Source organism: Bacillus sp. AFS031507 (genome assembly GCF_002584635.1).
Taxonomy (GTDB): Bacteria; Bacillota; Bacilli; order Bacillales; family Cytobacillaceae; genus Neobacillus.
In genome coordinates this window covers 1-24072 of sequence record NZ_NUOW01000003.1, presented here as the reverse complement: position 1 = coordinate 24072, position 24072 = coordinate 1, and the positions used below count along the sequence as shown (strand labels likewise).

The window sequence follows — 24072 nt, the reverse complement described above, 5'->3', positions numbered from 1 at the left end:
AGGCGCGTGCGGTTCGCGGGCGGTCCGGGGAGCCTCCTCGGCGCTAAGCGCCTGTGGTGTCTCCCCTGCCCCGTCCTCCCGCAGGAGTCTTCGCGCCTTCTGCTCCAATCAACATGTGCCAAAATCAACAATGAGCTTTAATATAGCCAAAAATAAAAGACCGCAGGCCAATAGCCTACAGTCTTCATGTCAGAATACTATGAAAGGTGTTGTTGTACAAGTTTATTTACAAGTGCCCCATCTGCTTTACCCTTTACTTTAGGCATAATCGCAGACATCACTTTTCCCATTTCTGCTTTTGATTTTGCGCCGACTTCAGAAATTGTTTCTTTAACAATTTCCACCAGTTCCTCTTCAGAAAGCTGTTTTGGCATATACAATTCAACGATAGCCAACTCTGTACGCAACTTATCAACTAGGTCATCACGACCAGCTTTACCAAATTCATGGAGGGAGTCTTTGCGTTGTTTTACTTCGCGAGAAAGGACTGTTAACTCTACATCTTCTGCAAGCTCTTTTGTGCCGAGCTTGATAGCTTCATTTTGCAATGAAGCTTTCACCATCCGAATTACTGAGAGTTTGTCTTTTTCCTTGTTTCTCATCGCTTGTTTCATATCATTATTCAAACGCTCGAGAAGACTCATGTATTGCACCCTCTCTTAAAACTTACGTTTTCTAGCTGCTTCAGACTTTTTCTTGCGTTTTACACTTGGCTTTTCATAGAATTCGCGCTTTCTTGCCTCTTGCAAAGTACCAGTTTTTGATACTGTACGTTTGAAGCGACGAAGAGCATCTTCAAGCGATTCGTTTTTACGAACGACGGTTTTAGACATTCTCTTTCCCTCCCTCCGAAACACAACACACTAACATTCAATCCATGTACCTTGCAATTATAATATAACCTTGATACAAGGTCAACTGAAATTCACAGTGATAGTACATGCTTTTTATTTTTTATTCAATTAAATATAGACTTGTCTTAATTTCCCTTAAAAAGTGGCATGTCCCTCCTTCCCCCACCATACAATGAAGCGAGGGGGGCCATACAATGTTATACATATTATTATTTGTTCTTTGCATTTTATTATTTGTCTTTGGAATGACTATTATTAGATTTGCGCTGTTTAATCTATCAGCAAATAAATTAAAGGGCTGGCTGATTAAACTGACTAGTACTCCCTTAAAAGGGATGCTAACAGGGACATTTATTACGGCACTATTACAAAGCAGTACTGCCGTAATGGTGATTACAATTGGATTAATTTCAGCAAGGATCATGACGTTCCCTCAGTCGATTGGGATTATTCTAGGAACAAATATTGGAACTACCTTTAAAACAGAATTAATTACGTTTAATATAGATAAAGTCCTTGTTCCACTCGCTATTTGTGGAGCACTTCTTATATTATTTAGAAATAAAAAAGCGAGAAGTATCGGGATGCTACTATTTGGAATATCCTCTGTTTTTGCAGCAATGAAAGGCTTCGAAATGCTGGCTGTCCCGTTAACATCGATGAATATGATCAATAATTTTATCCTTTCCATTAATGATCAGATTCTTTTAAGCCTGTTAACCGGCACCATAATGACAGCTATTATTCAATCGAGTACGGCAATGACTGGAATTGCAATGAGCTTCCTAACAGCTGGGCTCTTGCAGCTTGATGCAGGTATTGCCATTGTACTCGGGGCGAATATTGGGACATGTATTACCGCCCTTATTGCTTCGATTGGCGGGGGAAAGGAATCGAGATTAGCTGCATTTGCGCACGTTTGGCTTAATGTATTTGGGGTACTGCTTTTTATCCCGCTCATCCCAACTCTTACTGACAATGCCCCACTTCTTGCAGATACAAAAAATGTCCAATTAGCCCATATAAGTGTCATCTTTAATGTTGCCACTTCTTTATTGGTCTTACCATTTGCAACGAAGTTTGGGAAAATGATTTTATTTTTACATGATAAAACACCTAAAAATCCAAGTACATGAAAATAAGACGGCTTTTTAGCCGTCTTATACTGAATTTACTGGATATTCTTGGAATTTATATCATCCTAATAATCTGAAGTAGCAGTTTGTCCCTTGACAATGGCGATACTTGAACTGGCCCCAATCCTTGTCGCTCCGGCCTCAATCATTTTTTGGACATCTTCCGTATTTCTAACTCCACCTGAAGCTTTAACACCCAAATCTGGACCGACAGTTTTCCTCATTAAGGCGATATCTTCCGCTGTCGCTCCTCCAGTTGAAAATCCTGTGGAAGTTTTCACAAAATCTGCTCCTGCTTTAACGGAAAGTTCACAGGCGCGAATCTTTTCTTCTTTTGTTAACAAACTTGTTTCTATAATAACTTTTGTATGTGCTTTGCCCTTTGCAGCCTCAACCACCGCCCGAATATCTTTTTCCACCAACTCATCGTTATGATCCTTTAATGCCCCTATATTTATGACCATATCCACTTCTTCCGCACCATTTTCTATAGCGTTTTTTGTTTCAAACGCTTTAGTTTCAGAAGTGGCCGCTCCTAACGGAAATCCAATTACGGTACAAACCATCACACCACTGCCTTGTAGCAGTTCTTTAGCTGTGCTTACCCATGTAGGATTTACACACACCGAAGCAAATTTATATTCCTTCGCCTCTTGGCATAAAGATTCAATTTGCTGTCTCGTTGCTTCCGGCTTCAGTAGAGTGTGGTCAATCATTGCAGCAATATTTGTAGTAACCATTATCATGCTCCCTTCGATGTCCATTCGAATTAATAAATCGCTCCACAGTAGATTAAAATGAAATTTGCAGCTGAAAATAGTTTAACCTAAATACCACAAAAAAAAAGGACCTAAATGGTCCTTATATGGCAGCTTCTTCTTCTATTAACAATTCTGTTTTTGAGACGGAATCCTCAATAACTTTCACAAATTGTCCCTGGTTGTATGGGTAGCCTGCCTTGGAAATCTTTACTTTTACAATTTTACCAATCAAATCTTCTGTCCCTGAGAAAACAACTTTCATGTAATTATCAGTATATCCGATTAGGAAACCAGAATTAGCTTCATCCTTAGATACCTCTTCAGGGATTACTTCTACCACTTCATCCTCAAATTGTGAGGCATATTCCTTTGCCAGCTGATCTGAAAGGGAAATTAAGCGGTGAACACGTTCATTTTTTACCTCTTCATCGACTTGATCTTCCATCCGAGCTGCTGGTGTTCCTGTACGTTTAGAGTACGGGAATACGTGAAGTTCAGAAAATTTATGGTCATTAATAAAATTAAATGTTTCCATAAACTCTTCTTCTGTTTCACCTGGGAAACCTACAATTACATCGGAGGTTACTGCTAATCTCGGAAGAACTTCCTTAAGCCGATCCAATCTTTCTCCAAAGAACTCCATCGTATATTTGCGTCGCATTCTTTTTAGAACTGAATTGGAACCAGATTGCAACGGAATATGCAAATGACTGACAACAATAGTTGAATGTTTAATTACTTCAATCACTTCATCCGTAATCTGACTCGCTTCAATGGATGAAATACGTAATCGTTTTAGCCCTATAACTGTCTCCAAGTCACGAAGTAATTGTGCCAGATTGTAATCCTTTATGTCTTCTCCATAACCGCCAGTGTGAATACCTGTCAGAACAATCTCTTGGTAACCAGCATCAACTAATTGTTGGGCTTGACGGATAACTTCCTTGGGATCACGAGATCTCATTAAGCCGCGTGCCCAAGGAATAATACAGAAGGTACAGAAATTGTTACAACCTTCTTGGATTTTTAAAGAGGCACGTGTCCGGTCGGTAAAGGACGGGACATCAAGTTCTTCATAGATACGACTTTTCATGATATTGCCTACACCATTAATCGGCTGGCGCTCAAGCTTATATTGCTCAATATATTCCAGCATTTTATTACGGTCCTGTGTTCCGACCACAACATCCACACCAGGAATAGCCATAATTTCTGCAGGTGATGTTTGCGCATAACAACCTGTTACACAAATTACCGCATCCGGGTTTTTCCTGACTGCGCGACGAATGACCTGTCGGCTTTTTTTGTCGCCGGTATTTGTGACGGTACATGTATTAATAATATAAACGTCCGAAATTGATTCAAAATCAATTCGTTCATAGCCTTCTTGTTTAAATAATTGCCAAATAGCTTCAGTTTCATAGTGATTAACTTTGCATCCTAATGTATGAAACGCAACTGTTGCCATTATTTTCACCTCATTAATTCAAAATGATAGGAAATAGCCGCTAATGCATATAATGGAGCGGTTTCCGTTCGTAGTATTCTTGGGCCTAACCCACAAACTGCAAAATCGTTATTCTTTAATTGCTGTACTTCTGCATCAGATAAGCCGCCTTCTGGTCCAAAAACCAAAAGAAGAGAATCACCTTTGCTCATTTTATTGAGGCTAGACGCAAAAACGGATGTTTCGCCATTTCTACTCTCTTCTTCAAAAGCAACCAATTTATATTCATATTCTTTGCTTTTTGAAAGCAATTCTTTAAAGCTAATCGCACTACTAACTTCCGGTAAAAAGGCACGGTGGGATTGCTCAGCAGCTTCTTTTGCTATTTTTTGCCATCTGTCTATTTTTTTCGCTGCTTTTTTTTCGTCCCATTTTACAACTGAACGAGCCGCTGAGAATGGGAGAAACTGATGTGCACCCAGTTCTGTTCCTTTTTGAATGATCCATTCCAGCTTGTCCCCCTTGGGTAGTCCGCTAGCAATCGTTATTGAAATCGGAAGCTCTGAGACCTCATCCTTCCATTGTACAACGTCTGCAACAACACTTGTATCGGTAATTTCTGCAAGGGCACATACAGCTTGCTTCCCCGCTGGGTCAACACAAATAATCTGATCACCGAGTTGCATGCGCATAACCTTGACGATATGATGGCGGTCCTCTTCATCAATCAAAAAACGCTCACCATTTGCTCGTTGTTTAACAAAGTATCGTTGCACACTTCCTGCACCCTCTCTAAACATTTACAATTTATTTTACTAAAGAAAATCTTGATTTAAAAGTATAGCACGAAAAAAAGGGGTAAGTATCACCCCTTTTTTCAACCATTATAACCTTTTGGCAATGATTGCAACCCAATCTTCCATCAAAATCGTTTCGATAATTTCAAAACCAGCCGCTACTAATGAATCTTTAACCTGATCTTTTTTCTGATTGATAATTCCCGAGGTAATAAAAGATCCGCCAGGTTTGACAACCTTGGCAGCATCCTCAGTAAATCGGAGAATTACTTCAGCTAGTATATTAGCAACCACTACATCAGCAGAATTTTCTTCCACGCCATCGAGCAGATTATTTTGTGCTGTTGTTGCACGATCACTCACTTTATTGAGTTTAATGTTCACTCTCGCAGTTGTTACCGCTACCTCATCAAGGTCAAAGGCACGGACATCTTCGGCACCAAGCATTGCTGATGCAATACTTAATACGCCCGAACCTGTTCCCACATCAATAACCCGGTCACCAGGACGAACCGTTCTTTCAAGTGCTTGAATACACAAGACAGTTGTCGGATGTGTACCTGTTCCAAATGCCATTCCTGGATCTAATTCAATAATTAATTCATCACTGCTGACCGGGGTATAAATCTCCCAAGTCGGAACAATTGTAAACTTTTCAGAAATTTTCACAGGATGATAATATTTTTTCCATGCTGTTGCCCATTCTTCTTCATTTACTTCACTTATGGTTACTTTATTTTTACCGATATCGATATTGTGAATAATTAAATTATTAATTGATTCTTTAATCGCATCCACCGTTTCGCCTAAAAAGCTGTTAACCGGAAGATATGCCTTTAATATTACGCCTTCATCGGGATAATCATCGGGATTGAGTTGATAGATTTCACCAAATTGATCTTCTCTTTCTTTCGTCAGTTCAAATGGATCTTCAATGACTACACCGCTCGCCCCAGCTTCATGCAAAATATGAGAAATAGGTTCAATCGCCTCATTTGTTGTGTGAATACTGATTTCGGACCATTTCACATCTACCAACTCCAATCCTTACTCGCTTTTAAAGGCTCGTTTTACTTTTGAGAAAAAACTTTCTTCGTGTTCACCAATGGGAGAAGAGCCACTAAGCTCTGCAAATTCTTTTAAAAGTTGCTTTTGTTTATCTGATAGTTTTGTTGGAGTAATGATTCGAACTAGAATATATTGATCTCCAACACCGTATCCGCGGACGTTAGGAACACCTTTTCCTTTTAATCGGAATTTTTTCCCTGTTTGCGTCCCAGCAGGAATTTTCAACTTTACTTTCCCGTGCAATGTAGGTACTTCAATCTCATCACCCAAGGATGCTTGAACAAAAGTGATCGGCATTTCACAATATATATCATCGCCATCTCTTTCAAAAAACTCATGCTGGTTCACATGGAAAACAACATAAAGATCTCCAGCTGGCCCACCGTTAATTCCTGCTTCTCCTTGACCTGACATGCGAAGCTGCTGTCCATCATCAATACCTGCAGGGATTTTAACATGAATTTTCTTGCGCTTTTGTACTTTTCCTTTACCACCGCATGTTGAGCACTTATGTTTAATTTCTTTCCCGGTACCATTACAGTGATTACATGTACGACGATTTACAATTCTGCCGAATGGGGTGTTTTGCTCCACATTTAACTGCCCGGTTCCATGACAGTGCTGGCAAGTTTCTGGTTTGGTTCCAGGCTTTGCCCCAGATCCACTGCATGTACCACAGGTTTCTTCACGTGGAATTTCAATATCTGTTTCTTTTCCAAAGGCCGCTTCTTCAAAAGTTACGGTCATCGTATACTGAAGGTCAGCACCTTGTCTTGGTGCGTTCGGATCACGTCTTCTTCCGCCTCCACCGCCGCCAAAAAAGGTATTAAAGATATCTTCAAACCCGCCAAAGCCTCCGCCGAAATCTCCACCACCGCCAAAGCTTTGGTTCGGATCCGTATGACCAAATTGATCATAATGTGCCTTTTTCTGATCATCGCTTAATATTTCATAAGCTTCAGTTATTTCCTTGAATTTATCCGCCGCATCTGCTTCTTTATTAATATCTGGATGATATTTTTTTGAAAGCTTTCGATAGGCCTTTTTTATTTCATCCTTTGAAGCACTTTTACTAATCCCAAGTACTTCATAGTAATCCCGTTTACTCATGATTACCCACTCCCGAATCTGTCACATAAAGATTATTCTATCATTTATACCAATAGTATTGCAATAAAAAAGCCAAAGCCCATAGTTCTGACTTTGACTTTTTTCTAAGCTGTATAAAACTCTTATTTGTCCTCTTTTACTTCTTCAAATTCTGCATCGACAACATCATCTTTACCGGCAGTATTTCCAGCCTCAGGGCCACCCTGTTGTGCTTGTTGCGCAGCTGCTGCTTGCTCATAAAGCTTAACTGTCAAAGCTTGAACGATTTCTTGTAATGCATCCTTTTTCGCACGGATTTCAGTAAGATCGTTTTTCTCAATCGCTTCTTTTAATGCATCCTTCGCTTCATTTGCTTTCGCAACTTCACCTGCATCTACCTTACCTTCAAGATCTTTTAAGGTTTTTTCTGTTGTAAAGACAAGTTGGTCTGCTTCATTACGAAGTTCCACTTCTTCTTTGCGAAGCTTATCTGCATCTGCGTTTTCTTCTGCTTCACGGACCATTTTTTGGATTTCTTCGTCTGATAGTCCTGTTGAAGACTTGATGGTAATTTGTTGTTCTTTATTTGTACCAAGATCTTTCGCACGAACATTTACAATACCATTCTTATCAATATCAAAGTTTACTTCAATTTGTGGAATCCCACGTGGTGCTGGTGGAATATCTGATAATTGGAATCGTCCTAGAGTCTTGTTATTGGCCGCCATTGGACGTTCCCCTTGTAGAACATGGATGTCAACAGCTGTTTGGTTATCAGCAGCAGTTGAGAAAACCTGCGATTTAGATGTAGGGATTGTTGTATTACGATCAATTAACTTCGTAAAAACGCCGCCCATTGTTTCAATACCAAGAGATAGTGGTGTAACGTCAAGCAATACAACGTCTTTTACATCACCAGTAATTACACCACCTTGAATAGCAGCACCCATTGCTACAACTTCATCTGGGTTAACACCACGATGAGGTTCTTGTCCAGTTGCTTGTTTAATTGCTTCTTGAACAGCCGGAATACGTGTTGAACCACCAACCAGGATCACTTTATCAATTTCTGAAGGAGTTAATCCAGCATCGCTTAATGCTTGACGCGTTGGACCCATTGTCCGCTCTACAAGATGCGCAGATAATTCGTCAAATTTTGCTCTAGTCATCGTTACTTCTAGGTGAAGCGGACCAGCTGGACCAGCAGTAATAAACGGTAGTGAAATTTGAGTAGAAGTCACACCAGATAGATCTTTTTTTGCTTTTTCAGCTGCATCTTTTAGGCGCTGTAACGCCATTTTATCTTGAGCTAGGTCAATCCCATTTTCTTTCTTGAATTGATCAACGAGGTAATCAATAACGACTTGGTCAAAGTCGTCCCCTCCAAGTCGATTATCACCGGCAGTTGACTTAACTTGGAATACACCGTCGCCTAATTCAAGGATTGAAACGTCAAATGTTCCACCGCCAAGGTCATAAACAAGGATTGTTTGATCTTGATCCGTTTTGTCTAATCCATAGGCAAGAGCTGCTGCAGTTGGCTCGTTGATAATACGCTCTACTTCAAGACCAGCAATTTTCCCAGCATCCTTTGTTGCCTGGCGTTCAGCATCATTAAAGTACGCAGGAACTGTAATGACGGCCTTTGTAACTGGTTCGCCTAGATAATCTTCTGCATAAGATTTTAAATATTGAAGAATAATGGCAGACAGTTCTTGTGGTGTGTACTCCTTGCCTTCAATCTCCACTTTATAATTTGTGCCCATATGGCGTTTAATCGACATAATTGTATTTGGGTTTGTAATTGCTTGGCGCTTTGCTACTTCCCCAACTTGGCGTTCCCCATTTTTAAAAGCAATAACTGAAGGAGCCGTACGATTGCCTTCTGGATTTGGAATAACCTTAGGTTCGCCACCTTCAAGGACAGCAACACAAGAGTTGGTTGTACCAAGGTCAATACCGATAATTTTACTCATTTCCTTTTCCTCCTAAAAAAAATATGTAGTTTTATTGATTTACTTTCACCATTGCTGGGCGAATGACACGATCCTTTAACAAATAACCTTTTTGAAATTCATCCGTCACAATGTTAGAGCCATAGTTCTCGTCCTCACCCTGCATTACAGCTTGATGCTGATGCGGATCAAACTCTTTACCTACCGATTCAATAGGTTCAACACCTTCAATTTTCAAGGCATCCAGCAAACTACGGTAAACCATGTCCATCCCTTGCAGAAGTGTCTTTGTTTGTTCATTATCTGCTTCAACTTTCATTGCTCTTTCAAAGTTGTCTATTGCAGGCAGTAAATCTGTAATTAATTTTTGTGCTCTATATTTTTGGCTCGCTTCTAGATCTAATCTAGTACGCCTCCGGAAATTATCAAAATCTGCTTGTAGTCGTAGATATCGATTATCTGCTTCATCTAATTTTGCCTTCAGCAATTGAATTTCTTGTTCCTTTTCATCAACTGGAAGGACATCAACTTTTTCTGTTGTGCCATCCTCTTCAAAAACAGTCTCAACCGTTTTTTCATCGGTAAGTTCAACATTATCAGTATTTTCAATCTCAACTTCTTCATTTATCGTGTTATTATTCTCATTTGTCAACTTACTCACCTCCCTTAAAGCATTTGCACTCATTTATTTTATAATTCATATTCACAAGAAAGGGGATGAAATAAACGGTTTTTCACCCTTACTCAATATTTCCAGTGCTATTTATTTTGATACAACTTTGTTAAAACAGCCGTTAAATCCTTACTAAAAAATTGTAATAAGCTAATGACTCGAGAATATTCCATTCTTGTAGGACCAAGGATGGCAATCGTTCCTAAATTTTCAGCCCCTGCTGAATAGGTAGCTGTGATTAAGCTGCAATTATCCATGACACTATTATTATTTTCTCTGCCAATTTTGACGTGAATACCCGCTGAATCATTTCTGATCAAGTTATAGATCCACTCTTCTTGGTCAATCATGGTTAGCAGGCTGCGGAGTTTTGCTACATCATGAAACTCCGGCTGGCTTAACATATTTGTTTTTCCACCAAAGAAAAGTTTTTCATTACTAGGCATTTTTAATGAGTCAGCGATCGTATACAGCATTAGATCATAATTATGGATATGCTGCCTTAAGAGCATGGCAACTTCCTTATAAATTTTATCATTTAAGTCTTCAAGAGGAACTCCCGCTAAACGATCATTCAAGATATTTACTGTTTTTTCTAAATCACTTGCATCCACGGAGGGCGGTAAAGAAAAGGTCCTGTTTTCAACATGTCCCGTATCTGTTACAAAAATAGCCACCGCGGTTTCTTTATTTAATGGGATGATTTGAATTCTTTTCAACTTATTAATACTTACTGCAGGACCAAGGACAATCGATGTGTAATTGGTTAGTTCCGATAATATTTTTGCTGACCTCTGAATAATTTTTTCGAACTCGAAAATTTTCTCAGCAAAAATCGACTGAATAATGGATACATCATGCTGATTTAACACCTGTGGAGACAGGAGATGATCAACATAATACCGATAACCTTTTTCCGATGGGACACGCCCTGAAGAGGTATGTGTCTTTTCAATATATCCCAACTCTTCAAGGTCGGACATTTCATTGCGAATAGTTGCCGAACTAAAAGAGATTTCCTCTTTTTTCGACAAGCTTCTTGAGCCGACTGGTTGGGCAGATCGAATAAAGTCATCAACAATAACCTGAAGAATTAACAATTGACGATCTGTTAACAACATTCATCACCTCTGTTAGCACTCCTAGTTACCGAGTGCTAATTATACTAATAAATTATCAAAAAAGGGGGGATTCTGTCAATCAAAAAGAAACATAGACGAGCTGAAGTATGACTGTTAATAAAATCCAATGCGTTATCTTAAAAATGCCTGAAAAACTTCATTTCCTAACAACCGTCCCTTTTTTGTTAAAAATATATGATCTTTCCCCACTTCTAACCACTGTTTAGCAGTTAATTCCGCAATCTCTTTTTCGAATAACTGAAGTGGATCAACAGAAAACTTTTCAATAAAGTGACGGACCGATACCCCGGCTGTTTTGCGTAAACCTAAGAACATTTCTTCTTCCATTTGTTCTACTTTTGTGGTCTGATGTTCCTCAATAACAGGGAGTATACCATTATTAATTTGGTCCATATATCTTTTTAACGGACCTGTATTTGAACGTCTTATCCCATTTAAATAACTATGTGCCCCCGCTCCAAACCCATAATAGGATTCGTTGTTCCAATAGGCTAAGTTATGCCTGCTTTCAAAACCAGGTTTGGAGAAATTACTAATTTCATATTGGTTAAAGCCATGCTTTTCCATTTCTTCCATTAGTAATTCATACATGGCTGCTTCCACATCCTCACCAGGAGTTGGCAGCTTTCCTTTTTTCAGTAAGTTATAAAAGACCGTTTTCGGTTCAATGATTAAGGAATAGGCTGAGTAATGTGAGATATCAAGGGAAAAAGCTTCTGTTAACGACTCTTTAAAATCAATTATCGTTTGTGACGGTAAACTGAAGATCAGATCGATGCTGATATTGTCAAAGCCTAAAGATTTTGCGTTATCAATGGTTTGATAAACATCTTTCGCTTTATGAACGCGACCGATTTTTTTTAGTAATTCCTCATTAAAGGTTTGCACACCAAGACTAAGGCGATTTACACCTGCATCTTTTAATATTTGTAATTTTTCCTTTGTTAAATCACCTGGGTTCGCTTCAAAGGTAAATTCCAACTGCTTGCTCTTGGATAAATTCTTGTTAATACTCTCGCAAAAACGATCCAGTTGCTGCTCATTTAACGATGTCGGCGTACCTCCACCGACAAATATCGTTTGCAGATCACTTGTGGGAAAATGGTTAACCGTCATTTTCATTTCTTGATCCAGAGCATTTAAATAGTCATCTACCGGCTGTCCCTTTAGAAATACTTTATTAAAATCACAATAATGGCAAATATGTTCGCAAAAGGGGATATGGAGATAAGCAGATTTAATCATTTCTTTCACTTCCTCTGTACTTGTAACAAAAAGAGGCTAGAATTCGCCCGAAAAAATGGCTTGTCCTAACCTCCCGCTAGTTTATTTTTTTGTGTTGTTATCATCCATTTTTAAGACAGCCATGAATGCTTCTTGTGGTACTTCAACGGATCCAACCTGTTTCATCCGCTTCTTACCTTCTTTTTGCTTCTCTAACAATTTACGTTTACGAGAGATATCTCCACCATAACATTTTGCTAATACGTTTTTACGCATGGCTTTAATTGTGGAACGAGCAACAATTTTTTGACCAATTGCAGCTTGAATAGGAACCTCAAACTGTTGTCTTGGAATAAGTTCTTTCAGCTTTTCGACAATGATTTTTCCGCGTTCATACGCAAAATCTTTATGGACAATAAAGCTGAGTGCATCGACTTTTTCAGCATTTAACAATATGTCCATTTTAACCAGACTCGAAGGCTTATAACCAATTAATTCGTAATCAAAGGATGCATATCCTCTTGTGCTTGATTTTAATTGATCAAAGAAATCGTAAACAATTTCCGCTAATGGCATCTCATAGATGATACTCACCCTATTTTCAGCCAGATATTCCATTGTAACAAAAATCCCGCGTTTAAGTTGGCACAATTCCATAATAGTTCCTACATAATCATTCGGAGCCATCATTGTTGCTTTTACATATGGCTCTTCCACACGGTCTATTTTTTGCGGATCTGGTAAATCCGATGGATTATCCACCTTTATTTCAGAACCATCTGTCATGTGAACGTGATAGATAACACTTGGTGCAGTCGTAATTAAGTCGATTTTGAATTCACGCTCAATCCGTTCTTGAATGATTTCCATATGAAGAAGTCCTAAAAATCCACAACGGAAACCGAATCCAAGTGCTTGCGATGTTTCAGGTTCAAATTGAAGTGATGAATCATTTAACTGCAGCTTTTCAAGCGCTTCACGCAGGTCATTAAATTTCGCTGTATCAATTGGATATAACCCGCAATAAACCATTGGGTTGAGTTTGCGGTAACCAGGAAGGGCTTCTGTTGCCCCATTTTTCGCATTTGTAATCGTATCACCGACGCGAGTGTCACCGACATTTTTAATCGATGCAGATAAAAAGCCAACATCTCCGACGGTTAACTCATCAAGCAACGTCGCTTTTGGTGTAAATACACCTACCTCATTCACTTCAAATTCTTTCCCAGTAGCCATCATTCTTACTTTGTCGCCAACTTTAACCGTTCCTTCGACAACACGGATGTAGGCAACAACACCACGATAGGCATCATAGAGGGAATCGAAAATCAGCGCTTTTAATGGTGCTTCCGGATCTCCTGTTGGTGCAGGAACTTTTTGCACAACCTGTTCAAGGATTTCTTCGATCCCGATACCTGCTTTAGCTGAAGCTAATACAGCTTCTGAAGCATCTAAGCCGATGACTTCCTCAATTTCACCGCGGACCCGTTCTGGGTCAGCACTAGGTAAGTCGATTTTATTGATGACTGGTAATATTTCAAGGTCGTTATCAAGGGCAAGGTAAACGTTCGCTAGTGTCTGTGCTTCAATTCCTTGTGCAGCGTCAACGACTAAAACAGCCCCTTCACAGGCTGCAAGGCTCCTTGATACCTCATACGTAAAATCGACATGTCCCGGTGTATCAATTAAATGGAAAATATATTCTTCTCCATCTTTTGCTTTGTATTTTAACTGGACGGCATTTAACTTAATGGTAATCCCGCGTTCTCTTTCAAGGTCCATTGAATCTAATAGCTGGTCTTTCATTTCCCGAGAGGTTAAGGCATTGGTTTTTTCCAAAATTCGGTCAGCCAATGTTGATTTCCCATGATCGATATGGGCAATAATCGAGAAATTTCTAATTTTTGATTGTCGTTTAAGTCTTTCATCATTGTTCACGGTATTTCACTCCTACTATACTCGCACATATACACTATTTTGAATTATAACAATAGGATTAAGAAGATTCAATGGAAACTCTAATAAGATTATTTCCTTAAATAAAATAGCGGCACCCAAAAGGTGCCACTTACACGTTTTAATCAGCTATGAGATCAACTATTTTTTCGGAGGCACCTGATATCCCTTCAGACATCTTCTTTCCCATCGAAGAGAAAAAATTATAAGCACTTATTTCTTCGAGTTTCTTCTTCTTTGCCTCAAGATCATGGCTTGAGATATCATTCCCCAGAAAGGTAGCTCTTAGGTCACTGTCCGTTTCATTTAAACTGACAGCATTTTGAAAATTGGGATCATCATAGCCTTTCATTTTATGAATACCATCATTAGCTAATTGCATTCCTACTAAAACAGAGATTAACATGAGAGCGCTTAAGCAAAAGCTTTTTAACATGAACATCTTCATAAAAAATGCTCCCTTACATCTATTGTTTATTGGTTGATTGCTCAACATCCTGGTTAACTTTTTCAGCCTGCCAGTAAAATTCACTAAATACATCGGCAAGCGCGTCAGCCGACCGATTTAATTCTTCAAACGTATTATCCACTCCGCCAAATTCAATCAAAAGTGCATTTTCAGACAGGTTTTGATTGTAGATACTGTTAGAGCCAGCAGCGTTTTTAATCATAACTCCCCTGCTTAAACCTTTATACTTCTTTTGTAGGAGATCGTGTAGCTCCTTTGCTAGTTTTGCATTCTTTTCATAATTTGGGTTTTTACCACCGATAATAAATGCAAGTCTGGCATATGATTTACCATTTATACTTACGGTTGTTTGTGGTTTTCGTTGTGAATCCCGATGAATATCAATAATATAATTTATATCTCGGTTTGATGCCATTGCTGCTTGAACAACCGGACGGGATTCTTGGTACGATTTAGCATAGCTTAAATGTTTTTTATTTAAGTTCCCCTGAATATCAGTTTTATCAATAAAAGTACCGATTCCTCGATCTTCTAAGCTCGTTTTTAGTTGATCGCCGATTTTGGTTACGTTAATCTTTGAATGATATGCAGTATCAGGATCGTTGACTCCTTTTAGATATGGGATATACGATTCCCGATTATGTGTAAAGTAAACATACATAACCTTACGCTTGCCTGTTGTTTTACTAGGATCAGCAGGCGGCTTTTCACCTGCAGGCGTTTCGATACTATCTAAATTCTGCAGTGATGCCTCCCGCTCGGCTTTCATAATCTCAATCGGTGGGGCGGATTCTATTGGCATATTGGTATAGTTAGTTCCCTCGCCAGCAACAACAATTTTCCCATCAAATTGAAAGAATCCAGGAAGCTCTCTGCCAAGCAGGCTTCGGGGATCATTTAAATTAATATTACTTGATAGCTTAAATACTAAGTTGGTTAATTTAGGAGTTGCCGTCCAGTCTTGTCCAACTGATAAAAAATGATGGTTTTCCCAGCCCATTAATTGATAAAGCAATTCTCCATTCACATTTGTTGCAGCCTGATTTACTGAAGATGACATAGGCCGATATTGTGGTTTTAACGAGGTTAATAATCCACTAATAGAGAAAATCATTATCATAAATATTAACAGTAATCCAGCGGCTTTAAGTAAACTTGATCCTTGTACCATAACAAACGTTCCTGAATTTCTAGCTTTCATGGTTCCACCTCGCAAATCGGATTCTAGTAAATATTATGAAGATACTAGAATCGATAGAACCACTAGTTATATTTTCGAGGCACTTCCTGTAAAACATAGATTTCGAAAGTACCTCTAAAAATTCTGCTATTTTGTATAATACCCAGCATTCTCTTGGTCCACTGCACTATGAAGCGAGGAATTCAATCCGTTCGCAATCAAATTTGCCATATCTTCAATAAAAACGTCTACTTCCTTTGGAGTGACCATTAAATTATGTCCGATCGGAGATAACACCTCATAAATTAATTTTCTTTTTTCATCATCCTCTAGTGTACCAATCATCCCAAGAAACGTCTTACGGTGCTGTTCCTCAGGTAAATCCTCTTCGGTCAATTTTCGCTTTTCTCCGAAACTCATTCCTGCTGGTGCAAGTGCCCTGGAAGGCCGATTTCCTTCACGAAGTTCTTTCCCAAAATGCTTGAGAATAAAATCAATCGTATCACTTGTAATGGAGACGGCATCGACAACGGTCGGAACTCCAATCGCAATGACAGGAATACCCAAAGTTTCCTTACTCAGTTCTTTTCTTTTATTACCGACACCGGAACCAGGATGAATGCCTGTATCAGAGATTTGGATTGTCGAATTAACTCTTTCAATCGATCGTGATGCTAGTGCATCAATGGCAATCACAAAATCAGGTTTTGTTTTTTCAACAACTCCAAATATGATATCACTTGTCTCAATCCCGGTTAAACCCATAACACCAGGTGATAATGCACTTACGGATCGATAGCCTTCTTCGACATTTTCCGGCTGAAGCTGAAAAAGGTGACGCGTAACCAACAAGTTTTCACATACCATGGGTCCAAGTGCGTCTGGGGTTACATTCCAATTTCCGAGCCCAACAACAAGACACGAATCCGTCTTTTTAATCCCAGTTCCCTCCAAAAAGTAAGCAAACTCTCTAGCGAAAATTTCTTCCACCTTTTGCTGTACCTCTGTATTTTGCTGGCGAATCCCTTGTACTTCTACCGTTAAATATCTACCAGCCTTTTTGCCCAGCTGTTGTTCACCCTGTTTGGTCACTTCAACTAATGAAATCTTTATGTCATCAACATCTTTTTCCTTAATAATCACGCCTTCAATTTGTGAAAGATCTTTCTCTTGCCCGACAGTTCCTTTCTGCTGTGTAAGGACCATTTCCCTTGCTTCAATTGCCAAATCCGTTCGAACGGAGTACTGACTTAAGTCAATCGACTCACCCATTATTATTCACTCCCATCAAAATTTTCCTAAAATCTAGAAACTATTCCCTATTTTTGCCCTTTCCGGCATAAATCATGCAAATGATATTCTTCTTCGTAGAAACAAGTATTGCATTATAGGCTTCCATTTGATAAAATATTTCATGTTCTGAATTATTTTTTATGAATGTTAAGTCGAGTTCATATAGTGTCTCGATTCTTTGTAGGAGGTGAAAGTAATGCCTAATATTAAATCTGCTATTAAGCGTGTAAAAACAAGCGAAGCTCGTAATGCTCAAAATACAACTGCGAAATCTGCAATGCGTACTGCTGTTAAGAAAGTAGAAGCTGCTATTTCTACTAACGACGGTGCTGCTGCTAAAGAAGTATTTGCAACTGCTGCTAGTAAATTAGACAAGGCTGCTGCAAAAGGTCTTATCCACAAAAATGCTGCTGCTCGTAAAAAATCCCGTCTAATGAAAAAAACTAACGCTCTATAATTGAGCGTAAAAAAACGATTCCCTTTAACAGGAATCGTTTTTTTATTTCTTTAAATGAAATAGAAACATCTCAATCAATAAAGATTTATTCATGCCTCCTGTTTTCATTTGGAAGTCCGCTTCAGCAAGGAGGTCAATTATATTAGCCAATTCTTCATCTGTAAATTTAGGAGCTTGACCGAGAGCAAGTTTGACTCGGAATGGGTGTGTTTTCAAGAAACCTGCTATTTGCTGCTGTCCATATCCTCTTCTCGAGAGCTCCTTCACTTGGTAAATTAACCTAAATTGTCCTGCCAACAATGCCAGAATCTTAATCGGCTCTTCATTTTGTTTTAACAAATCATAATAAATTCTTAAGGCCTCATCGAGTTTTCGCTGAACCACTTTTTCAATGAGCGTAAAAATATTTTGCTCTAGTGAACGAGCAACTAATTTTTCCACTAGGCTGACATCAATTCTTTTTTCATCTGCCGCATATAATGCTAATTTGTCCACTTCACTGGTAATCATAAACATATTTGTTCCAACCAAAGCGAGCAATTGTTCAATAGCATCAGGTTCAAATTCAATCCCACTTCTTTTCGCCCTGCTCTTTACCCAGTTCCGTAAATCATGTTCATTTAACTTTTTGGCTTCGACTATTTCAGCATTTCTTTTTAATTCTTTCGTTATTTTTTTCCGTTCATCCAATTTTTCATATGGTGCCGAAATAACTAATACTGAGTAGGGTGCCGGCTCTTTTAAATACATTTCGAACCTAGAAAAATTATGATCAATCTTTTCTTTTGATTTTTCAGCCGTTAAAAAAGCAGGATTATGTAAAAAAATAATTTTCTTTTCTCCTAAAAAAGGAAAAGTTTCCGCATCTTCGATTGCAACCTCAATTGGCGTTTCCTCTAAATCATAGCTCGCAAAATTAAAATCCTTTTCTTCTTCGTTTAAAATATGGTTAAGTAATAATTGCTTTGTTTCATTTATTAAGAATGTCTCTGTTCCAAATAATAAATAAATAGGAGCAATTTCCTTTTGTTTAATTTTTCTCCAAATATCCACTACCATTTGTCAGCGCTCCCCTTCTCCCACTCATATATATGGTAAAGAAGCTTGGACAATTTGACAAGCATTTAAAGGGAATTAGCACTTATCAATAAGTGCTAATTCCCAATCTATAATGAACGCCTGCAATAGAAGCCCTAGGATATTCTATTGTCTGGCGGAGTTCCTTGTGTAAGTTTAGTGTAGCCTTTTATCAGTCTCACTATTTTGACAACTCTTGTCAGTTAAGGAAAGCAATTTGATGTACGCTGGATTTTTTCTTGAGAATGACTTATACTATATGTGAAATAGGAGGGGTAGACTGTGAATGAATTTGAAAAAGATGTGCAAAGTAAACGAAACGACGCGATTGATTCTGGGGTAGGATTTGGGGTTTCCTTTGGTTTTTTTGCCATAATGTTTATTGTTGCTACAGTCATTAAAGTAATCGGTTCATAATGAATGGCTACATATGGGTAATTTAGGAGACTGCATTCGTGCAGTCTTTTTTAATTTTTCTTGAGATGCTTTATCCTATGGTAAATAGGGAGAAATGGTTCCTTTTCCTTGATAAAATTTATAGGTTATTGCTCCTTGCTGATCTGTTCGAAAAATAACTGTATTTGTTTTTCTTAACCGGTTAAGCACCTCTGAATGTGGGTGACCAAAACGATTTTTTTCACCGACCGAAATTAATGCTATTCTTGGGCTAATTTGATTAATAAAAGATTCTGCACTTGATGTTTTACTCCCATGATGACCAGCTTTTAAAACATCAACCTTTAAATTAGGATATTTTTTTATGATTTTCTCTTCCCCTTCTTGATCAAGATCTCCACCAAAAAACCAATTAACTCCCCCTAATTGAGCAATAAAGGCAATGGAGCCGCTGTTTCTTTCACCAGCAAAATTCTTTTTAGGTGAAAGGATATCAAATTCATTTTCCCCGCTAATCCACTTGTCTCCTTCTGACACTTTTATGACAGTAATGTTTTTCTTTTTCGCCTCCTCCAAAATGGCAAGTTCAGTAATTGATGGCTCCACTACAGAAGGCATTAGGATTTGTTTTACTTCAAGCTCTTTTATAATCGAGAATGCCCCCCCAATATGGTCCATATCCCCATGAGTTAAGATTAGTTTGTCAATCTTGGTAATACCTTGTCCTTTTAAAAAGGGAACAACTACATCCCTTCCTACCTCAAAGGCTCTGGCTCGTTCCCTCCACTTTTCTTCTGTGTAATTCATTGTCCCGCCTGTATCAATGAGATAGGTTCCTTTATCATGTGCAAGGTGAATCAAAATACTATCCCCTTGGCCAACATCAATCATGGTCACTTCACCATATGGATTTAACCAGTTCCAGCCTTGTTGAAAAATAATCAGCACAACAATCAATAAGAATAGATGGACCTTCCTTTTCGGATACGCTTTAGTTTCCCAAATAAAAAAAATCAAAAGCAGGATAAAAATATACACAATGAGTAAAAACCAATTTGGTCTTCCTGGGATAAAGCGGAAGAAGGTAAAATCAGCAAGATATTCTATAAGATAATTGGAGAGGCTAATGATTGTTCTGAAAATGCTAATAAGTATAAGCGGAGTTTTTCCGAACATAAACTGGATGATAAACAATAGGTACAATCCTGGGAGGTATACAAATGAAAAAAGCGGAATATAGACCATATTGGCGATGATACCTATCATTGAAACCTCAAAGTAATGATACAGTAAGAACGGGAGTGCAGCTAATTGAGCAACTAACGAAGTCACAAGCATACGCGTTATCGTCTTTTCATAGCCTTGCAGAATATATGGAGCAGACAAAATGATCACCAGACTCACTGAGAATGAGAGTTGAAAGCCAGCATCAAAAATCACCATTGGGTAAAAAAATAAATAGGAAATAAATGCCAAGCTAATAGCATCCAGGGGAAAAAGCCTTAAGCGAGCTTTTAACTTTACAGTAAGTAACACGAGGAAAATCATCATTGCTGAGCGAATAACAGATGGTGAACCGCCTGTCAGAATGACATAAATCGGCAGGATGATGAGAAGAAAATTGATCATAAACTGTCTCGTTAGTCCGAATCGAATGCCGATATAAAAAACCATCGCAATTAATAACGAAACATGGAGTCCAGAAATGGCGAGCAAATGAACAATACCGGTTTTTTGGTACGCAGTTAAAACTTCCGGGTCAAACAAATTTCTGTCACCAAATAGTAAGGCGGCGGAAAGTGAAGCGATTTCTATCGGAAAATGTGACTCAAGATAATTAATACCAGAATATCGTAGTTGTTTTATCAATTCCACTGGAGAAGGATTCATCGGAGAGCAAGTTTGCAATGGGTTTTCTTGGATCTCGATAATCCAATAAATGTTCTTCCTAGATAAATACTTGCGGTAATTAAAAGCATTAGGGTTTTTGGCAATCGCCGGTTTTTCCAGAGTGCCTGACACCCTGCATAAACAATGATAAAAGGTTTTCGTCTTTAATAGATATTTTTCTTGTTCTGATTGGATTTTGTAGCGGATGAGGAGTTTTTCCTTGTACCGTGCATCAGCAGCCTGCACTTGTAATAAGTCACCATCAATTTTTGGGTCTTCGGTATATTGAAGATAAAAGGTGGTAGTGGATGAGGGGATCACTGTTTTATTGGTTGAGACTGCGTGTTGACCGATAAAAAAGAAGGTCAAAAAACACACAGCTACAAGCCCAAGTTGAAATTTCATAAATCGTTTGTATTTATATAGATGATAAAGATACAGGGTTTGAAATAAGAAAAAGGGAAGAAATATTAATTGAACACATAACACACCTAATAAAGCTGCAATTGCAAAATAAATATATTTTCCATTCATTTGACTTCTCCATTTAGGTATTTTCATTACAAAATACGGAAGAGCCGGAAATAACCGGCATCAATCCGTAGAATTATTGACTAACCTTCCGTAAATCAATCACTGACTCATGCAGCTCTACCTTCTCAATGGTAACATTTGCCTGCTGAAAAAGTTCAATTGCATATGGGTGATTTTTATAATCCTCCGCGTAATAAACGGTTTTAATACCCGCTTGGATAATCGCTTTACAGCATTGTAAGCAGGGGAAATGGGTGACATAAATTTCAGCTTCTGCAGTCGGAACACCAAATTTCGCACATTGAAGCAGCGCATTCATTTCAGCGTGTATGGTTCTTACACAGTGATTGTCAATCACGAAGCAACCTTCATCAATACAATGGTCTCCACCAGCTATTGAACCATTATAGCCACCAGCAATAATTCGTTTATCCCTTACAATTGTAGCTCCCACTGTCAGCCTAGTACATGTGCTTCTTAGTGCGAGCAAATGGCTTTGTGCCATAAAATATTGATCCCATGAGATTCGTTCCACTTCTCCCACTCCCTTTTATGTTCATTCACTTAAGTTTAATAGTGATTGTCCCTATAGGTCAATTAGAGATTTACTATATAGCAAGTAAATCTTTAAATTTTTCGAATGTTTTGTCCCCGATACCGCTTATATTTTTCAAGTCTTCAATAGCTTTGAAAGGGCCGTTTGTATTCCTATATTCAATAATGGCAGCCGCTTTGGCAGGACCGATGCCAGGGAGATTTTGCAATTCAGTTTCATCCGCCTTATTTATATTAATTTTTGATTCCTTTTGATTGCCGCCTGAAGAAATTTGGCTGCCTCCCAAGGGTGCAGAAGAAAGTCCTGCCTCACCCTTTGCTGGGATGTAAATGATCATTTCATCTTGGACATGTTCGGCAAAATTCACCTGACCTTGGTCGGCCTTGTCCGTTAAACCACCCGCTCGACTGATAACATCAATTACTCTCTCACTTGTATTTGCTTGGTATACTCCTGGAAGTTTGATTTGGCCCTTGACATCTACCATTATTTTCTCTGGTAATTCTGGGAGATTTGCGGGTTTCGTCTTTTCTGTTTCCTTCTCTTCCCCTTGAAATTTCTCTTCGATACTTTGGGAATTAGTGGGGATAGGCTCAGGGGCATCATTGACATAAAAAAAATAAAATCCACCGAGTGCAATAATCGCAACAACTACAACAATGATCTTGTGTTCAATCAACCAGTCTTTCACTTGAATCCTTCCTTTCTAAAGGTATATTTCACTTACAGATTTCATATGGTTATAAAAGAAACTTGCATGCGAAGGAGGGTCGGAACAATGAAAATAGGCATTATCGGTACCGGTAATATGGGGAGAATATTGGTGGAGGCCTTGATTGACGGAAAAGCCATTTCCCCTTCCTCTATCATGATTACAAACAGGACAAAATCAAAAGCTATGGTGCTTAAAGATAAATATAGGGAACTAAGGGTTGGAGCGAATCCAAGAGAAGTTGCCGCGGAGTCCGACTTGGTATTTATTTGTGTAAAACCATTAGATGTATTTCAAGTTTTAGATGAAATTAAACCACATTTAAGCCCAGAAAAATGTCTCATTTCTATAACGAGCCCTATCAGTACAAGCCAAATTGAAAAGAAGGTTTCCTGTTCAGCCGTAAGAGTAATCCCAAGTATTACGAATCGCGCATTATCTGGGGTGTCATTGATTACCCATGGGGAAAATTGCAGTGACCATTGGAAAACGAAAGTGGAGAAATTAATTACGAAGATTGGGGTGCCGTTTCATATTGATGAAAAAATAACGAGGCCTGCCTCTGATATCGTTAGCTGCGGGCCAGCTTTCTTCAGCTATCTTCTCCAAAGTTTCATCCAAGCGGCAGTAAAAGAGACAGAAATTGACGAAGATGCCGCAACAATTATGGCAAGTGAAATGATTGTGGGACTGGGTGAATTATTAAAGCAAGGGCATTATACGCTTTCATCACTGCAGGAAAAGGTATGTGTAAAGGGCGGGATAACCGGTGAAGGTATAAAAGTACTGGATAACGAGCTCGGAGACGTATTTGAGCACCTATTTCAGGCTACGCAGGCAAAATTTAAAGAGGATCTAGATAAAGTAGAGGTGCAATTCTCTAATTATTAATTTCGCCATTTACTGACAAACTCCTTCTTTTCTCATAATAAAAAGCCATCTTATTTTTTAGATGACTCAGGCTGTCGAATAACTTTCGATAGCCTTTTATTTTAACCACTTTCTCTAATAATACACCGCGTTAATTCGCTATAATATTATAAATATATAGGATTTTCAACTTGTCTGTTGATTTGCGCTCCAGGCGCTTCGCTTTCCGCGGGCGTGCCGGGGAGCCTCCTCGTCGCTTCGCTCCTGCGGGGTCTCCCCTGCCCCGTNNCAGGAGTCTTCGCGCCTTCCACTCCAATCAACGGTGTAGTATTCAATAAAGACCTTCAACTCATATAAAAAATAATAAGAATAAGTGGTGAAATCAATGTTCTGGCAAGGAAAAGGTTAGGTTAAATCGCTTATCTAAATCGGGAAAAATGCTTTATAAATTTAGAAAGGAAAAAGAAAAGTATGTTGTAATGCTTTAGGTCGATTTGCCTCCCTGTTGATTGGAGCGGAGGGCACTCGACTCCTGC

Annotated in this window: 22 protein-coding genes and 1 pseudogene; 4 read left to right on the top strand and 19 right to left on the bottom strand. The window is 38.7% G+C overall.

The features are described from left to right. Positions 1 to 197: 197 nt before the first annotated feature. Both COE25_RS03895 and rpsU read right to left on the bottom strand, forming a co-directional pair. Complete coding sequence (locus tag COE25_RS03895; RefSeq protein WP_088089026.1) at positions 198 to 644, bottom strand: GatB/YqeY domain-containing protein; 447 nt, start codon at positions 642 to 644, stop codon at positions 198 to 200. A 15-nt stretch (positions 645 to 659) separates the two neighbouring features. Next, positions 660 to 833: a 30S ribosomal protein S21 gene (gene rpsU / locus COE25_RS03890; RefSeq protein ID WP_007087607.1), complete on the bottom strand. Its 174-nt coding sequence runs from the start codon at positions 831 to 833 to the stop codon at positions 660 to 662. A 215-nt stretch (positions 834 to 1048) separates the two neighbouring features. On the opposite strand from rpsU, the gene COE25_RS03885 reads away from it, so the two are divergent. Further along, the gene (locus COE25_RS03885) at positions 1049 to 1990 is read left to right on the top strand and encodes a Na/Pi symporter (protein ID WP_088089027.1); all 942 of its coding nucleotides are present in this window, start codon (positions 1049 to 1051) and stop codon (positions 1988 to 1990) included. 65 nt (positions 1991 to 2055) lie between these two features. On the opposite strand, the gene deoC is transcribed toward COE25_RS03885, so the two are convergent. From deoC to gpr, 13 genes are all read right to left on the bottom strand, one after another. Further along, entirely contained in the window at positions 2056 to 2730 is a 675-nt protein-coding gene (gene deoC, locus COE25_RS03880) for a deoxyribose-phosphate aldolase (RefSeq protein ID WP_098931379.1), read from the bottom strand. A gap of 121 nt (positions 2731 to 2851) precedes the next feature. Next, positions 2852 to 4219, bottom strand: a complete 1368-nt coding sequence (gene mtaB / locus COE25_RS03875; RefSeq protein WP_098931377.1) for a tRNA (N(6)-L-threonylcarbamoyladenosine(37)-C(2))-methylthiotransferase MtaB — start codon at positions 4217 to 4219, stop codon at positions 2852 to 2854. Positions 4220 to 4224: 5 nt separating this feature from the next. Continuing rightward, positions 4225 to 4974 (bottom strand): 16S rRNA (uracil(1498)-N(3))-methyltransferase, encoded by a 750-nt coding sequence (locus COE25_RS03870; RefSeq protein ID WP_180247411.1) that lies wholly within the window; start codon positions 4972 to 4974, stop codon positions 4225 to 4227. Positions 4975 to 5082: 108 nt separating this feature from the next. Further along, entirely contained in the window at positions 5083 to 6024 is a 942-nt protein-coding gene (prmA, locus tag COE25_RS03865) for a 50S ribosomal protein L11 methyltransferase (RefSeq protein ID WP_098931373.1), read from the bottom strand. Positions 6025 to 6042: 18 nt separating this feature from the next. Next, the gene (gene dnaJ, locus COE25_RS03860; RefSeq protein ID WP_098931370.1) at positions 6043 to 7173 is read right to left on the bottom strand and encodes a molecular chaperone DnaJ; all 1131 of its coding nucleotides are present in this window, start codon (positions 7171 to 7173) and stop codon (positions 6043 to 6045) included. Between the two features lie 122 nt (positions 7174 to 7295). Beyond that, on the bottom strand, positions 7296 to 9128 hold the full coding sequence (dnaK, locus tag COE25_RS03855; RefSeq protein ID WP_088089033.1) for a molecular chaperone DnaK: 1833 nt from the start codon (positions 9126 to 9128) through the stop codon (positions 7296 to 7298). A 31-nt stretch (positions 9129 to 9159) separates the two neighbouring features. After that, positions 9160 to 9759: a nucleotide exchange factor GrpE gene (gene grpE, locus COE25_RS03850; RefSeq protein ID WP_256942455.1), complete on the bottom strand. Its 600-nt coding sequence runs from the start codon at positions 9757 to 9759 to the stop codon at positions 9160 to 9162. 107 nt (positions 9760 to 9866) lie between these two features. Beyond that, positions 9867 to 10898: a heat-inducible transcriptional repressor HrcA gene (hrcA, locus tag COE25_RS03845; RefSeq protein WP_088089035.1), complete on the bottom strand. Its 1032-nt coding sequence runs from the start codon at positions 10896 to 10898 to the stop codon at positions 9867 to 9869. A 135-nt stretch (positions 10899 to 11033) separates the two neighbouring features. Then, entirely contained in the window at positions 11034 to 12167 is a 1134-nt protein-coding gene (hemW, locus tag COE25_RS03840) for a radical SAM family heme chaperone HemW (protein ID WP_088089036.1), read from the bottom strand. 81 nt (positions 12168 to 12248) lie between these two features. Further along, positions 12249 to 14084 carry a translation elongation factor 4 gene (gene lepA, locus COE25_RS03835; protein WP_098931368.1) on the bottom strand — a complete coding sequence of 612 codons (1836 nt, stop codon included), beginning with the start codon at positions 14082 to 14084 and terminating at the stop codon, positions 12249 to 12251. 139 nt (positions 14085 to 14223) lie between these two features. Then, positions 14224 to 14550, bottom strand: a complete 327-nt coding sequence (locus tag COE25_RS03830) for a DUF3679 domain-containing protein (protein WP_098931365.1) — start codon at positions 14548 to 14550, stop codon at positions 14224 to 14226. 19 nt (positions 14551 to 14569) lie between these two features. After that, positions 14570 to 15772 (bottom strand): stage II sporulation protein P, encoded by a 1203-nt coding sequence (gene spoIIP / locus COE25_RS03825; RefSeq protein ID WP_088089039.1) that lies wholly within the window; start codon positions 15770 to 15772, stop codon positions 14570 to 14572. A 126-nt stretch (positions 15773 to 15898) separates the two neighbouring features. Then, positions 15899 to 17023 (bottom strand): GPR endopeptidase, encoded by a 1125-nt coding sequence (gene gpr, locus COE25_RS03820; protein ID WP_088089040.1) that lies wholly within the window; start codon positions 17021 to 17023, stop codon positions 15899 to 15901. 217 nt (positions 17024 to 17240) lie between these two features. Between gpr and rpsT the strand changes: the two genes are divergently transcribed. Next, the gene (gene rpsT / locus COE25_RS03815; protein WP_088089041.1) at positions 17241 to 17501 is read left to right on the top strand and encodes a 30S ribosomal protein S20; all 261 of its coding nucleotides are present in this window, start codon (positions 17241 to 17243) and stop codon (positions 17499 to 17501) included. A gap of 42 nt (positions 17502 to 17543) precedes the next feature. On the opposite strand, the gene holA is transcribed toward rpsT, so the two are convergent. After that, positions 17544 to 18560, bottom strand: a complete 1017-nt coding sequence (gene holA, locus COE25_RS03810; protein WP_088089042.1) for a DNA polymerase III subunit delta — start codon at positions 18558 to 18560, stop codon at positions 17544 to 17546. Positions 18561 to 18860: 300 nt separating this feature from the next. Here holA and COE25_RS03805 point away from each other — a divergent pair, with 300 nt between their 5' ends. Continuing rightward, the gene (locus COE25_RS03805; RefSeq protein ID WP_026563518.1) at positions 18861 to 18995 is read left to right on the top strand and encodes a YqzM family protein; all 135 of its coding nucleotides are present in this window, start codon (positions 18861 to 18863) and stop codon (positions 18993 to 18995) included. 75 nt (positions 18996 to 19070) lie between these two features. On the opposite strand, the gene COE25_RS03800 is transcribed toward COE25_RS03805, so the two are convergent. The 3 genes and pseudogenes from COE25_RS03800 to COE25_RS03790 all read right to left on the bottom strand — a co-directional run bounded on the left by COE25_RS03800 (position 19071) and on the right by COE25_RS03790 (position 22645). Further along, the gene (locus tag COE25_RS03800; RefSeq protein ID WP_180247410.1) at positions 19071 to 21398 is read right to left on the bottom strand and encodes a DNA internalization-related competence protein ComEC/Rec2; all 2328 of its coding nucleotides are present in this window, start codon (positions 21396 to 21398) and stop codon (positions 19071 to 19073) included. Between the two features lie 88 nt (positions 21399 to 21486). Beyond that, positions 21487 to 21933, bottom strand: a pseudogene (locus COE25_RS03795) (ComE operon protein 2); the annotation flags it as partial. A 73-nt stretch (positions 21934 to 22006) separates the two neighbouring features. Continuing rightward, the gene (locus tag COE25_RS03790; RefSeq protein ID WP_088089045.1) at positions 22007 to 22645 is read right to left on the bottom strand and encodes a helix-hairpin-helix domain-containing protein; all 639 of its coding nucleotides are present in this window, start codon (positions 22643 to 22645) and stop codon (positions 22007 to 22009) included. An 87-nt stretch (positions 22646 to 22732) separates the two neighbouring features. Between COE25_RS03790 and comER the strand changes: the two genes are divergently transcribed. Continuing rightward, entirely contained in the window at positions 22733 to 23557 is an 825-nt protein-coding gene (gene comER / locus COE25_RS03785) for a late competence protein ComER (protein WP_098931263.1), read from the top strand. The last annotated feature ends 515 nt before the right edge of the window (positions 23558 to 24072 follow it).

Excerpts from the sequence above, each read along its gene's own strand:
- dnaJ (WP_098931370.1), bottom strand. The coding sequence starts at position 7,173 with ATGAGTAAACGGGATTACTATGAAGTACTTGGGATTAGTAAAAGTGCT.
- mtaB (WP_098931377.1), bottom strand. The coding sequence starts at position 4,219 with ATGGCAACAGTTGCGTTTCATACATTAGGATGCAAAGTTAATCACTAT.
- dnaK (WP_088089033.1), bottom strand. The coding sequence starts at position 9,128 with ATGAGTAAAATTATCGGTATTGACCTTGGTACAACCAACTCTTGTGTT.
- hemW (WP_088089036.1), bottom strand. The coding sequence starts at position 12,167 with ATGATTAAATCTGCTTATCTCCATATCCCCTTTTGCGAACATATTTGC.
- COE25_RS03885 (WP_088089027.1), top strand. The coding sequence starts at position 1,049 with ATGTTATACATATTATTATTTGTTCTTTGCATTTTATTATTTGTCTTT.
- comER (WP_098931263.1), top strand. The coding sequence starts at position 22,733 with ATGAAAATAGGCATTATCGGTACCGGTAATATGGGGAGAATATTGGTG.
- deoC (WP_098931379.1), bottom strand. The coding sequence starts at position 2,730 with ATGGTTACTACAAATATTGCTGCAATGATTGACCACACTCTACTGAAG.
- COE25_RS03800 (WP_180247410.1), bottom strand. The coding sequence starts at position 21,398 with ATGAATGGAAAATATATTTATTTTGCAATTGCAGCTTTATTAGGTGTG.
- rpsU (WP_007087607.1), bottom strand. The coding sequence starts at position 833 with ATGTCTAAAACCGTCGTTCGTAAAAACGAATCGCTTGAAGATGCTCTT.
- holA (WP_088089042.1), bottom strand. The coding sequence starts at position 18,560 with ATGGTAGTGGATATTTGGAGAAAAATTAAACAAAAGGAAATTGCTCCT.
- gpr (WP_088089040.1), bottom strand. The coding sequence starts at position 17,023 with ATGGGTGAGTCGATTGACTTAAGTCAGTACTCCGTTCGAACGGATTTG.
- rpsT (WP_088089041.1), top strand. The coding sequence starts at position 17,241 with ATGCCTAATATTAAATCTGCTATTAAGCGTGTAAAAACAAGCGAAGCT.
- COE25_RS03830 (WP_098931365.1), bottom strand. The coding sequence starts at position 14,550 with ATGAAGATGTTCATGTTAAAAAGCTTTTGCTTAAGCGCTCTCATGTTA.
- spoIIP (WP_088089039.1), bottom strand. The coding sequence starts at position 15,772 with ATGAAAGCTAGAAATTCAGGAACGTTTGTTATGGTACAAGGATCAAGT.
- COE25_RS03895 (WP_088089026.1), bottom strand. The coding sequence starts at position 644 with ATGAGTCTTCTCGAGCGTTTGAATAATGATATGAAACAAGCGATGAGA.